This window comes from Marinobacter salsuginis (assembly GCF_009617755.1).
Lineage (GTDB): Bacteria > Pseudomonadota > Gammaproteobacteria > Pseudomonadales > Oleiphilaceae > Marinobacter > Marinobacter salsuginis.
The window spans coordinates 211,990-224,677 of sequence record NZ_BGZH01000001.1 but is presented as its reverse complement, the minus strand read 5'-3'; the positions used below and the strand labels follow the sequence as shown (position 1 = coordinate 224,677).

Annotated in this window: 10 protein-coding genes and 1 pseudogene; 1 reads left to right on the top strand and 10 read right to left on the bottom strand. The window is 51.8% G+C overall.

The annotated features are described in order from the left end of the window. From GJU83_RS01015 to GJU83_RS00985, 7 genes are read right to left on the bottom strand one after another with little or no spacing between them, the layout of a single operon-like run. Nucleotides 1–1,341: a polysaccharide pyruvyl transferase family protein gene (locus GJU83_RS01015; protein ID WP_069183477.1), complete on the bottom strand. Its 1,341-nt coding sequence runs from the start codon at nt 1,339–1,341 to the stop codon at nt 1–3. Then, a complete protein-coding gene (locus GJU83_RS01010; RefSeq protein WP_083231782.1) occupies nt 1,341–2,033 on the bottom strand; it encodes a PIG-L deacetylase family protein in 693 nt (230 codons plus the stop codon). Before GJU83_RS01010 ends, GJU83_RS01015 begins: the two co-directional genes overlap by 1 nt. Continuing rightward, entirely contained in the window at nt 2,006–2,791 is a 786-nt protein-coding gene (locus GJU83_RS01005) for a sugar phosphate nucleotidyltransferase (protein WP_069183478.1), read from the bottom strand. The genes GJU83_RS01010 and GJU83_RS01005 overlap by 28 nt, the downstream gene beginning before the upstream one ends. Nucleotides 2,792–2,815: 24 nt before the next feature. Next, complete coding sequence (locus GJU83_RS01000) at nt 2,816–4,102, bottom strand: NAD(P)H-dependent oxidoreductase (RefSeq protein ID WP_069183479.1); 1,287 nt, start codon at nt 4,100–4,102, stop codon at nt 2,816–2,818. A 27-nt stretch (nt 4,103–4,129) separates the two neighbouring features. After that, nucleotides 4,130–4,654, bottom strand: coding sequence for a dTDP-4-dehydrorhamnose 3,5-epimerase (gene rfbC / locus GJU83_RS00995; protein WP_069183700.1), 525 nt, complete (start codon nt 4,652–4,654; stop codon nt 4,130–4,132). 11 nt (nt 4,655–4,665) lie between these two features. Then, complete coding sequence (locus GJU83_RS00990) at nt 4,666–5,691, bottom strand: NAD-dependent epimerase/dehydratase family protein (protein WP_069183480.1); 1,026 nt, start codon at nt 5,689–5,691, stop codon at nt 4,666–4,668. Nucleotides 5,692–5,708: 17 nt separating this feature from the next. Next, a complete protein-coding gene (locus GJU83_RS00985) occupies nt 5,709–6,611 on the bottom strand; it encodes a glycosyltransferase family 2 protein (RefSeq protein ID WP_069183481.1) in 903 nt (300 codons plus the stop codon). A gap of 148 nt (nt 6,612–6,759) precedes the next feature. Between GJU83_RS00985 and GJU83_RS00980 the strand changes: the two genes are divergently transcribed. Further along, a complete protein-coding gene (locus tag GJU83_RS00980; RefSeq protein WP_153633514.1) occupies nt 6,760–9,120 on the top strand; it encodes an FG-GAP repeat domain-containing protein in 2,361 nt (786 codons plus the stop codon). On the opposite strand, the gene GJU83_RS00975 is transcribed toward GJU83_RS00980, so the two are convergent. From GJU83_RS00975 to GJU83_RS00965, 3 genes and pseudogenes are all read right to left on the bottom strand, one after another. Then, nucleotides 9,117–10,562 carry a lipopolysaccharide biosynthesis protein gene (locus GJU83_RS00975; protein WP_069183483.1) on the bottom strand — a complete coding sequence of 482 codons (1,446 nt, stop codon included), beginning with the start codon at nt 10,560–10,562 and terminating at the stop codon, nt 9,117–9,119. The two genes, GJU83_RS00980 and GJU83_RS00975, sit on opposite strands and share 4 nt — an antisense overlap. A gap of 95 nt (nt 10,563–10,657) precedes the next feature. After that, nucleotides 10,658–10,738, bottom strand: a pseudogene (locus tag GJU83_RS19230) (PEP-CTERM sorting domain-containing protein); the annotation flags it as partial. A gap of 579 nt (nt 10,739–11,317) precedes the next feature. After that, a complete protein-coding gene (locus tag GJU83_RS00965; RefSeq protein ID WP_475587839.1) occupies nt 11,318–12,610 on the bottom strand; it encodes an archaeosortase/exosortase family protein in 1,293 nt (430 codons plus the stop codon). Nucleotides 12,611–12,688: the final 78 nt, after the last annotated feature.

Sequence of the window (12,688 nt, the reverse complement as noted above, 5' to 3'; positions counted from 1 at the left end):
TTACTGCTGGTCTCCTTTGACCGCCAGGGCAGCGATATTTCTATACTGTTCGTCAAGCGCCTGGATGTATCGTGAGTGCTCCTCAGAAAGCGTGAGAGAGCCGGAAGAAATTCGTGTGGTCAAGGCCTTATACTTTTGGCGTAAGGTCTCATCATCGAAATCATCAATGTTGACGAAGTAATCGCCCAGCCCCACATCCACAAGAAGCTCTGCGGCTTTTCGGTAATAGCAAATACCCAGCACGGGAATGCCAAGTTGTAGTGGTAATACGGTGGCGTGGAACCGGGTGGCAACTACGCAGTCTGATTGACTGAGCGTCTCCATCAGTTCGGCGACCGTTCTGCTGCGGGCAATCGAGGGCGGAGCGGCAACCCCCATGGCTTCGATCACATCGTCGATAACGTCCTCATCTTTTAATTGTGTGCTGAATAACGTGAGATGAGCTCCCTCCTGGACAATGTGTTCACAGAGTCTTGCCAGTTTCTGGACATAGTCTCTATATAGGGTGTCGTCCGGATGGTGCCAGTAACGCCTGTCAAAGACCGGCATCGGGTTGACAGCAACCCGCAGCCTGTCGCTTCGCTCTGCTCGACTTGGCCTGGCCCCACTTTCATAAAGACTGTGGGCCAGGTCTGGAAAGACTGCCCCCTCTATACCTACCTTTTCACGAATCAGTGCTTGCGAGCCTTCGTCCCTCAATGAGAGGTAATCGGCCCGCTTCAACGCCCTGCCAAGCATCCAGTAACTGAGAGGGTGAGTGAGCGGGCCGGCACCTATGCTCAAAAAGGCCACCTTTGTGCCTGAACGCTTTGCGAGCCACGTCCACTTCAGCAAAGTGTATGGGAACCCCCATGGCCCACCAAAATTGTCCAGGAACTGGTTTGAGCCGGTGATCAGAAGCAGGTCGACGGTTTCCAGTCTCATGCTGGCGGCTCGAAGAAACACAACTTCCTGCTTCAACGTGTGGCGGAACTCGACTACGTTCTGGCCTGTGCGGAGTAGGCTGCCCAAAAGTGGGAAAGACTTGAGCCTGGTCTTCCAAGATTTTGCTAATGGAGTGGCTACTTCATTTACAGCCGCTGGTGCAGGGGTGTCTTCCTGTGCAGGCGTTTGGGTCCGGGGCGGATTGAAATAATCGGCACGATACCGGATCGGGAATGAATCGACACCGTGTCTGCTGGCGCTGTCCAAAGGATTAATGGAAAAGCAGGAGAGTTCCGCATTGGGTAGGTGGTGACGAAGATTCTTCAATACAGCTTCGATAATGGCCTCATCACCAAGGTTCTGGTTCCCATAGTGACCAAAGACAGCGATTCTGGGGGAAGGGGAGCGCGTTGACATCAGACCGACAGGACCAGTTTGCGAGAGTAAAACGCTTCTGCGATGCTCTCAGACGCATTCGCTTCCATACCCCGGATTCTCATCAGGCTCCAGAACAGGTCCTGACTAAACCACGCCTTTTCTACCTGCGAGGCGTAAGCCTCGTGCAACAGGCGGATCTTTTTCTCACCAGTAGCCCTGGAAATTGGCAAGAACACGTTCGGTTGGCCAATGTCTCCATCCCATTTTGGAATTTCATACTCCAGAATCAGATGGTCTCTGAATGTGTTCCAGGTGAGGTCTGAAACCGCGCGATGATCCTGGTGGAGGTCGTGTCGATAGTGAGTGAAAATGACATCAGGCTGTGGGATCTCATGCTTTAGTTTTTCAAAGGCCTCCTTTAAACGAACGGGTTCTGTCGGGAGGAAACCGTCCCTGAAATCATGAATCTTCAAGTCTAGAGATCTGGCGCCCTCGCTAAACATTGTTGCGCCGGCTTCTGCCTCTTGTCGACGGACAGGGTTGGACGCAAATACCACCCAGTTAACGTTTACGTTGCTTCTTTCTCCAAGGATATGAAGCAAGCTACCACCGCAGCCAATTTCAATATCATCGCAGTGGGCGCCGAGGCACAATATGTTCAGTGGTTTCTTTGCGTCACCAAGCACACTATTTAACACGGCTGCTACACCTTTTCCCGCCAAACCTGCCATGGGCAGTCGCCAGTTGCATTAAGCTCGTCAAAGGCCTGCTTGTCCTTGAACGTGTCCATGCATTTCCAGAAACCATCGTATCGGTAAGCCACCAGCTCATTTTCCGCAATTAGTCGCTCAAACGGCTCGTGAACGAGCTCTTCTCCATCCTGTATGTACTCATAGATGCGTTTCTTGAAGATGAAAAAGCCGCCGTTGACTGTCAGTCCGGTATTGGTCGTGTCCTGGATGCTGTGCACTGTGCCGTCGTCGTTAAGCCGCACGTAATGAAATGACTGCTGTGGCTGCACGCAAAGAAAGCAGGCTGTTTTTCCGCTTTTCTTGAAGAACTCGAGCATTTCGTCGAGTGGGACATCCGACAGGCCATCCGCATAGTTGGCCATGAACATGTCGTCAGGGCCGAGATCATCAAGATACTTCTCAACCGCTTTCAGGCGCATTCCGATGTTCGATTTGAGCCCGGTATCGGCAAACGTGATTTTCCAGTCGTGGATGTCGGTTTTGGTCAGATGGGGTTTGCCACCCTCAAGCACGAAATCGTTGGTAAGGCACTCGTCATATTTCAGAAAATACTGTTTGATTACATGGGCGTTGTGGCCAAGGCAGATAACGAAATCCTTGTGTCCGTAATGGGAGTAGAACTTCATTAGGTTCCAGACAATCGGCCTGTGGCCAATGGGAACCATCGGCTTGGGAATGTTTTCTGAGAATTCACGCAGGCGCATTCCAAGTCCGCCACAAAAGAGTACAACCTTCATAACTCTGACTCCCTTCAACTGCCGCTATGAGCAAAGTGTAGCAATCATTTCTTCTCTGAGTTGGTCAATCAGGCGTCCGCCGGGCAACTCAACATCATCGTAGGTAAGTGCCTGGTCCATAGGCACGTGGCGCTTTACTTTGCAGTTCTGGGCAACGCCCATTGGTAACAGATTGTCCCGCAGGCTGGTTTCAAAGTTGTCGATCAGGGCGTAGTTGGTGAAGCCTCCTATGCCATCAAGAATGTCGCCTTCATTGAGGTCTTTTTTAGCGATTGCGACAGCTTCGCAATAAGGCTTATCAAGGGGAGTAACGGCAGCATCATTACATAGAACGCCACGACAAACCGTGATGGGTATTTCCAGCTGGGGGAGATGGAAGGGGGTATAGAACACGTAGAAAGGGCCTTCGCCCATCTTCAGATACTTAAGGTATTCCTGCTTCATCGGGTTGTCAGTGTAACCGACAATAAATGCGCCGGTGTAGGGAGAGGCGCCGAGAAGAAAGTCTACGATACCTTTGCCGGGCGAGAAGGCATCCTCGGGGAAATGGCTAAGGCAGGTTCGTACATCGTCACATGCGGGCCCGTACATGCCACGCTTGCCCACACCAAAGCCAAGTGCGTTCGCAGTAACCGTAAGCTCCATGGATAGTTTGGTGCCGTCCACGAAAGAGGTCATCATGTGCGGTTTCTGGTTGTTGGCATCTGCAAACGCTTTTTGGGTTTCGGGCGTTCTGTGAACATCGTAGAAGCCTTTGAGATTGCCTGCGCCCACAACCTCCAGCCCCATGGTGCGAACGTGGCGGGCCAGGTTGGACGCTACACCGGGTTCGTCGCCGTCTGAGTTTGAATAGACTACGCCATTCTGCTTGGCATAGTGCTTCATCAGAGGACCAACGGTTGCGTCCATTTCGCAGTTTAGTACGAAGGTGTGCTTGCCGGCCTTGATGGACTCCAGGGCGACCCATGCGCCATACTCCACTTCGCCAGTCGTCTCCAGAACAGCGTCGATGGTAGTGGCGTCAAACGCAACTCTGGCGTCGTCAGCAATACAGGGGTTGCGGGTCTCAATTGCTTGTTCCAGTTCGGCGCTTGTAGAAACAAACTGAGTGTTTTCGACGCCCGCATTGCGAAAAACCGCCTCGGCGTTCTCGGGGGTTCGGTTGACAATTACCGCCAACTGAATCGCCGGGAATGAACTTTCGATTTGTGCGGCGATATGCTTCGCGCTGTAACCCGCGCCGACCATGGCCAGTCTGATCGGGCGGTCTTCCTGTACCCGCTTTGCAATCTCTGTGTCGACTATGATCATTTTGCTTCCCTGTCTTTCTATTTATTGTCAGAAATTTTTCCAGTTCTTGTCGTTATCCGAGATCGCTGCGATGGGTAGCGGCCACTCAATGCCAAAGGCTGGGTCATCGTGGCGAACGCCCGTTGCGGATTCCGGATGGTAAAACTCACTAGTGTGGTAATAGATCTCGGTGTCGTCTACCAACGTCTGATAACCCGTAGCGCAGCCTTCGGGGACGTAGAGCATCCGGCTGTTTTCCGCTGTCAGTTCTACTGCAAACCATTTTTTGAAAGTAGGTGAATCAGGGCGCAGATCTACAATGACATCGTAAATGGCGCCGCGCGGACAGCGAATAATTTTCACTTCCTGATGTGGGGCTGTTTGGTAATGAAGCCCTCTGAGAGTGCCTTTCAGAGGGCTTACACCGATGTTGGATTGCTTAATTGAGGATACGAGGCCCATCTCTTCCATTTCTCGCTCGCACCACAGACGGCCGAAGAAACCTCTATCATCGCCAATGCGCTTGACGTCTATCAGGTAGGAGCCCGAAATTTCCGTTTCAGTAAAGATCATCTGTTCGACCCCTAGATCTGCCATACCAGGTTGCGATCGAGTTTGCCTTCCTCAATCAAATTCATGATGTGAGCAATACGTTTGTAACGAATGCCCTCGTAGTCGTCTTTACTGAGTCCGAACCGAAGATAGGATTCATAACACTGCTCAACACCCTTGCGCGCCGTCCACCTGGTTTTGAATTCCGGAAACACCCGATGAATCTTGTCAAAATTGACGCGGTAGGAGCGTGGGTCCGGACCGGCATCTTCTGCGTATTCAACCTCGCAGTTCGGTACGGTTTCCTTAACGAACTGCGCCAGATCCCGCATCTGGTAATTTTCTTCGTTACTGCCGACGTTTACTGCGAGGTTATGTATCACATCGCGTTCGGCTTTTAGGGCACAGATTACCGCCTGGGTGATGTCTTCAATATGAACGAGAGGGCGCCAGGGTGTGCCATCGCTCTTCAGGAGAATCTTGCCGGTTGTGTGGGCCCAGGCGACGAGGTTGTTGATGACAAGGTCGAACCGGATCCGCGGCGATACCCCGTAGGCGGTTGCATTGCGAAGAAACACCGGGCTGAAACTCTCACTGGCCAACTTGGAAACGTCTTCTTCTACCAGCACCTTGGACTTGGCGTAGGGAGTAACCGGGTTGAACTGGGCAGTTTCATCAAGAACGTCTTGTCCCGCTTTTCCGTACATGCTGCATGAGGACGCGAACAGGAAACGTTGCACACCAACAGAACGCGCCAGCTCTGCGATTCTTACAGAAGCGTGGTAGTTGATGTCATACGTCAGATCGGGATTGATATTTCCGAGAGGATCGTTTGAAAGTGCTGCCAGATGCACAATAGCGTCAAAGCCCTCAAGGTCTTTGGCTGTAACGTCCCGCACATCTTTGTAGATGGAGGGCACGTCCATGGGCTCGTCGCCATACGTGCAGTAGCGATAGAGATCGGTATCCAGGCCGGTGACATCGAATCCTTCCTCAAGCAGCATCGGCACCATAACCGTGCCGATAAAACCTCTGTGGCCTGTAACTAATACCTTCATAATCTCTCCTTGCTGATTCAGGGGCGTTTGATGAGCCCGTATTTGATGACATCCATCAGTTCATTCTTCATCGGATCCTTGTTCCAATAGGCCCGTTTAAGAAGAAACATAGACAGCACCCGTTTGTCCTCAAGCGATATAGGCGCCCTCCAGACCGCTTTGTAGTACTCCTTAATGCTTCGCCAGGTCTGCATCACCAGCTTTCGCTTTGCCGGGTCCCAGAAATTCTTCTGGCGCTCGCTATCATCGCGTTTCCAACTGCTTGCCTCTGGATGCATTCGTCTATTGAAAAGATGGACCGGAATCTCTTGGAATTTTCCATAGAGTGATAATTCCCCAACAAGATTAATGTCAGCAGCAAGGTAGTTTCCGAGCAAGGCTGTATGGGCGAGGGAATCCCTTCGAATGAGACCGTAGATTACATTCTGCAGTCCGAGCTTCCTGAGGCAATCTTTAAATCTTATGGATGGCGATTCGGAAATAAGTTCGAGGTTGTCGTCATATTCTTCAGTTAATTCGCCTTTTTCATCTATTATGTGGGTCTTACCGTAAGCTAGAACGACCCCGGGATCCGCTTCCAAAACCTCAAAACATCTCTCGATTAAGGTTGGCTCAATAGGATCATCGGCGTTCTGCCACCGAAAATATCGGGACCGGGCCGGTTCAAAACAGACTGTATAGTTTTTCGACGCACCCAGATTAATGGGATTACGAATATATTGAATTCGCGAATCTCGCCCAGCGTAATCTCGGCAGATTTCTTCGGTACGGTCTGTGGAGGCGTTGTCGGCGATGAAGAGGTCAAAGTTGTTGAAAGTCTGGTTGAGTACGGAACGAAGGGTGTCTTCCAGATATCGTTCGCCATTATAGACAGGCAGGCCGATAGCCACCGGACTGGTTTCGTCGTACTGCTGATTCATGGTGCTATCCCTCGCCGAACCAATGACTTCAACTTAATGTTAATATTAGTACATTATTGTAACGAAGTGTAGCGAGCACCCCGAAGTTTTCCGGCTCTGCGAGGCTACGCTTCCTGCCCCCACACGGACGTTTCTCGGACAACGGATTATGCAGCCTTTACGCATTCTGACACTGGCAGTTTTCGTCGCATTAACCGGGTGCGACTCATCCCATCCAACAGATTCAGGGCCTGAGAACTCGTTTTTCGAACGCGAAACCATCGACCCGCGTGGTCCAAATGCTCCCTGGGGCAAAACGATTGGCGATATTGATGGCGATGGCCTTTTGGACATCGTTATCGGGGGGCATAGGCCAAGGCATCTCACTTTTTTTGAGAGGGTCGGGCGCAAACTCGGCATAACCGATTCTTTAAATCGTTTGGGCGAACTGGTCTGGTATGAAAATCCGACGTGGAAGCGCCACACAATTACCGAATCGCTGGCAATCAGGACAGATCTTGAAGTTTCTGACATTGATGGCGACGGTGCCAACGATATTGTCCTTGTTTCCGACAGTGGCATCGTGTGGTTGAAGAACGGTGACTGGGATAGCCATTTGATTGGTGAGGGAAAATATCACGATGTTGAGGTGACCGACCTGGACCGTGATGGTGCGATTGAAGTAATCGTTCGCAATCAGTCCCTGTTTGGCTACAAGAACGGAAATTTCATAAGGATCTTCACTCAGGAATCCGGTGATCAATGGAGTTATGAAGATCTGTCTGTTCCGCACGGAGAGGGACTTACTCTGGCAGATTTGGATAAGGACGGATTCAGCGACATCGTAGCAAGTGATGTGTGGCTCCGAAATCCGGGTGAATCCGGTAATTCGTGGGCAAAAATGCAGTACACCGGTGCCGGCGAAGGCGGCTGGCACTGGCATGATGTCTACATCGATACCGGAGACATCAATGGTGACGGTTGGCCGGATATTTTGCTTTCCCCATCCGAACCGGTTGGCGCTTTCTATCAGATCGCCTGGCTCGAGAATCCAGGAGGGGAAACGGACCAATACTGGTTGAAGCACGTGATTGTCGAGGACGTTGAAACCGTTCATCACTTTGTAGCAGCGAGGGACGTGGATCTCGATGGCGATATGGATGTACTCACTGCCGAAATGAACCAGGGCGAGGGTGAAAATCCGGTTTCAGTTTACCTGAACGAACCGAACGGTTGGGTTCGACAGACGCTGTCCCTTGGGGGTGGGCATAGTCTCAGAGCTGTGGATATTGACAATGATTTCGATGTTGATCTGATCGGGACGAACTGGCAGATCGAGAATTTCCAAGGTGATTACCCGGTCTGGATTTGGCGGAATCAATTGGATTCCCGCCAGGGTTGGGTGCGGCATGTTATTGATGACGAGAGACCCGGCCAGGCTACTGCCGTTTTTGCGGAGGATCTTGATGGGGATGGTAAGAAAGATCTGGTGAGCGGAGGGTTCTGGTATCGAAATCCAGGCGCTTTGGATGGCCAATGGGAGCGCTCGGAGTTGGGAGCTGGTGCAACAGATGCTGCGCTCATTCATGATTTTGACAGGGATGGAAAGCCCGATGTTCTTGCCACAGGGTGGCGTGCCTATGGTTATCAGACACCCATTTGGGAAAAGTTGGCGAACTGGGTTGCTGGTTCCAGGAATAAAGAAGGTAATCACGGAGAGCGACTTGTTTGGGCCAGGAATCTCGGCAATGGTGAGTTCGAACTTCTCGAGAACATTCAGAGGGCAAGCGGAGACTTCCTGCAGGGTGCCGCAGTACTACCTGCTGTGGGCGACGGGGAAGAACGTGTGCTCTTGTCCTGGCATGCTGCAGGGGAGGGTATCCAATCGATCACTGTTCCGAAAGAGGCTAGACATCAGGAATGGGCGTGGAGTGAGTTCAGTTCCCTGTCATTGGATGAGGCCCTTACCGTCGCAGATTTGGACGACGACCTAAACCCGGACGTCATTCTCGGGACAGTCATATTGTTTGGAAGAGAGGGCGGTGACTGGGAAACCGTCTGGATAGACGACGAGGGTCTGAAGCCAGACCGTCATGTGGTTTCGGATTTGAACAGTGACGGCCTCCCGGACATTGTCGTGGGGTTTGAAGCTGTAAGTGAGACAGGTGATTTGGTGTGGTACCAGCAATTGTCTCAGAAGGGCGGCTGGGAAAAGCATTTGATTGCGCGATTAACAGGGCCAATGAGTCTTGGCGTGGCGGATATGGATGCCGATGGCGATCCCGATGTGATTGTAGGAGAGCATGACCTCCCGAATCCGGAGCGGGCGAGGCTCCTTTGGTTTGAAAACCGGAACAACGGAAAATCGTGGTTGCCGCGGTTGATACATCAGGGTGACGAACACCACGATGGCGCGCTGGTCGTGGATTTGGATGGCGATGGCGATCAGGATGTTGTTTCGATTGGTTGGGGCCATCACAAAGTGATTGTTTATGAAAGTGTCAATGCTTTGGGAGCTACTTCTGACTAGCGCTTGAACTCTTTCAGTATGTATCGAACCTGATGCCACTCTTCGGTTCTCTTCAGGAGTAGTATGGCTGCGCAAATGGCGGTGAGTGCCGAAGTGATCACGAATAAGAACCCACGAATAGCCAATTCCCAGAGTCCTTGAATCTCTCCGAAATGGATAACCATCATCAACCCCGTACCTGCGGCCGTTCCCATTACACCGGGTACTATAAGAAATAGGAATTTCGTTTGGCTGAACCCAGTCCAGTGGTTCAGAAGTATCAGTAATGCGATCGTGGTTGCTATAGCCAGCCCTCCGCGGAACCACGCCATGTTTGTCAAAGAGTCTGTCGCAAAGACAAGCAAGACAGTGATAATGACGACAGTCGAAATCAGATCGAAGGTAAACAGCGCCCGCACTCGCCCAAGCGCAATAATGGCATCGCTGATCAGCGCGAAAAGGCAGAAGGTGAGGAAAAAGAGCCCGAATGGTCGCAACAGGTGGCTGTATGCCTGCCATTGTTCGCCAAGAAGCGTTACCACAATTAGGTCTGGGTACAGCATCAGAAAGGTTGTGAGAGGCGTGAGAACGGTCACCATGATAGCCAGGCTGAATCTGACCCGGTAGGCCAGTGAGTCAGGATCGTCTTTTACCCGGGCAATCGACGCCAGAAGAGGCTCGCTCATTGGAATGATTGCAGACAAAGCTGGTAACAAGCTGATTTCACGGACCAGGTTGTATCCTCCGAGCGCAGAGGTGCTGAAGTGCTTGGAAACAATCAGGTTGTCGATTTGCGAACGCGTAAACCCGACAATGCCCCGCAGCAAAAGCCACTGTGAAAAATTCCATTGTTCCCGCGCTTTCTCAAGGCTCCATTTGGGCCGGTATGGATGAACCCGATAAGAACCGATGGCAAACACGGCTGCGGAGAGCAGGCTTCCCAGAATGATTGCCCAGTAACTCTGGTCGATCCAGGCGATGGTGATTACGGCAACAAAGGATAGTCCCTTTTGCCAGAGAGTAAGTCGAAACAGAGGGCGGTAATTTATCTCTCTGACGGCTTGCATCATTCCCGGGGTACGAAGCGCTCGGAGGGGAAGGGCAAGGGTGGCTATGGCCAGAGCAAAGGCCAATTCCGGTGTTTCGAAAAAAGCGGATAAGAGCGGTGCTGAGCAAATAACGGCGAGCGCGACCAAAGACTTGATCAGAATGTCCATTGTCCAGGCAGTATTAAGATCGCTGTCGTCAAGTGTTTCTTTCTGGACAATGTACTGTTGGTTTCCGATCTCCGCCAGCAGCTCAAAAAACTGTAGGACGATGGTTATTAACGCAATAATCCCGAAATCATCAGGCGTTAAGAGGCGAGCGAGGATCAGGGTGCTGATGATACCCAGTCCGCGCTGAACGACCTGCATACCCAGTAGCAACGCAGCACTCTTGATAACTTTCAGGCTGGCGGACATAGAGGATATTCAATCTGGTAGAGGGTTTGGCGTTTACTATAGGCACAAAAAAAGCCAGCGCAAGCTGGCTTTTCCTGCCTGAGAACTAGGAGTAATCAGGCTTTACGGCGGCGGGCAGCGCCCAGGCCGGCGAGACCAAGACCCAACAGGGCAAGTGTGCCTGGCTCGGGAACAGCTTCGGTAATGACCGTCAGCACTGAACGACCAACGTAAAAGTCACCATAAAGCGATGTCACGGTAACGTCCAGGTAGCCATCAGCATTCAGCGCGCCAAGCGCCTGCGCTTGGAGATTATTGCCGAAATTCGCTGTACCGAACTGAATACCACCGGTGTCAAAATCGAAGGCTTCGATGACAAACAGAATGGTTTCCCCAAAATCCCACCACCTGCTGCTGTCATCTGCAATATCGATACTGAGAGAACCGCTTACTGCGCTACCCAGTACGAAACCATCGTCGTTAATGTTGTGCGTGTATGAATGGCTCCCGTACCAACCAACGTACTGACTCTGGTTGACGGTGTCTGTGATCATTCCCGCATTTGCGCCGGATACAGCCAAAAGCGTACCAGCGACCACCCCTCCAATTGCCTTGTACATAGCATCACCTTCCTGTGTTTAGTGTCGTGTTGCAGTGATTCACTAAGCAATGGTGGGGCCAAAATGAGTAAAGTTATATAAAACAGTAAGTAAGGAATTCATGAGTGAGGCACTAGCCTGTCAGGTGTAAAACGGGTTGACAGGCCAGAACTGGCTTCAGATATCGGTTGCTGCCTCAAAGGCTGCAAGTCGGTCCAAGCCCTCATCACAGGTCGAGGTTTCGCATAGCGTTTGCAGTGATATCAGTGCGAACCGCGTTCTTCCGCTGTAAATTGCTGGTAGCTGCAATAGCTTGGCTTTGACGTAGGAGTCTGTGCGGTACCCGCCAATGGCGTAAATATGCGAGACAACAACCCTCTGGGGTGTGTTGATGCGCCTCCATATTCCCTTGCCTGGGGCTGGTGTAGCCTCCCTGAACCACATGTCGCGATCCACGAGTGGCGGTAAGTAGGGGACGATCTTTTGTTCCGGAGAGTGACGTTGGATCTGTGCCAGAGATACGTAAACTCCCGTGTCTTCCTCCACATAGAATTTTTGTTCCAGCTGATCAGGCACCTGGAGCGGTAATGGAAGAGCCTGAGCACTTATTTCGCTGAAGTCAGAGCTTGTGATCGAGAGTGGAGGCTCCTCTATCTCCCTCGCCTGAACCAGGAAAACCACCCCAGTTCCGGCCACCAGCGCTGTAAGAATAAAACCAAAACCGGAGTGGCTGATCACGTGATCATTACCAGTCTGTAAAGTTTTTCGGCGCCTGACCGGAGCCAGAACAAGCGCCGGTAGAATAAAGGCGGCAAAGACGATCCATCCAAACAACTCGTGTTCACGAACCAGGGAGCTTTCCATATTCGTCCAGTCAGCTATCAGCACCAATGCAATGATGCGGACCCAATTAATAACCAGAGCCAGGACGATGGAGCTGGACATTATTATTGCCCAGCCTCGCCACCGATAGTCGTTCAGGATTGCCGTGAACGCTCCAAGCAGCATTGCGATTGCGAGGAAGCCGATTCCGGAACAACCATCTGCAATAACGAGTCTGCCGTAGGCGAGGGTGATATTGCTGCCTTCAATCAATGCAGTTATCCCCAAGGCGCTGACTGCGTTCCCGACGACGATGGTGGCCATATCCACCAGTATCGGAATGAGGTCAGCCCATATAGGCAGCGATAGACTGAGCAGGAGAAGGTACGGAACGAGCTTCAGCGCACCCCCCAGCCCGAGCAAAGTCCACGTGATTGCAAAGAGGCTGACTGGCAAGCTGAGATAGGCGAGCGTATCTATTCGAACCAGTTCAAGTGCCGCCCACGCGAATGTGACAAGAATGAGCAGTATGCCTCCAACAGGCCGACTCCACAGCCCCCTATCAGACCAGCGGGAGCGGCTACCCAGAGGTGGGTGAATAACAAGAAGAGCGAGATAAGCAATAGCTGTGGGGAGGCCGTGTGACATGGTCTGCTCCCACTTCAGCCAGATTTCAACGAGCCTGGCCCATGAGGGATAGAAAAGTACAACGGATGCGAGGGTGGC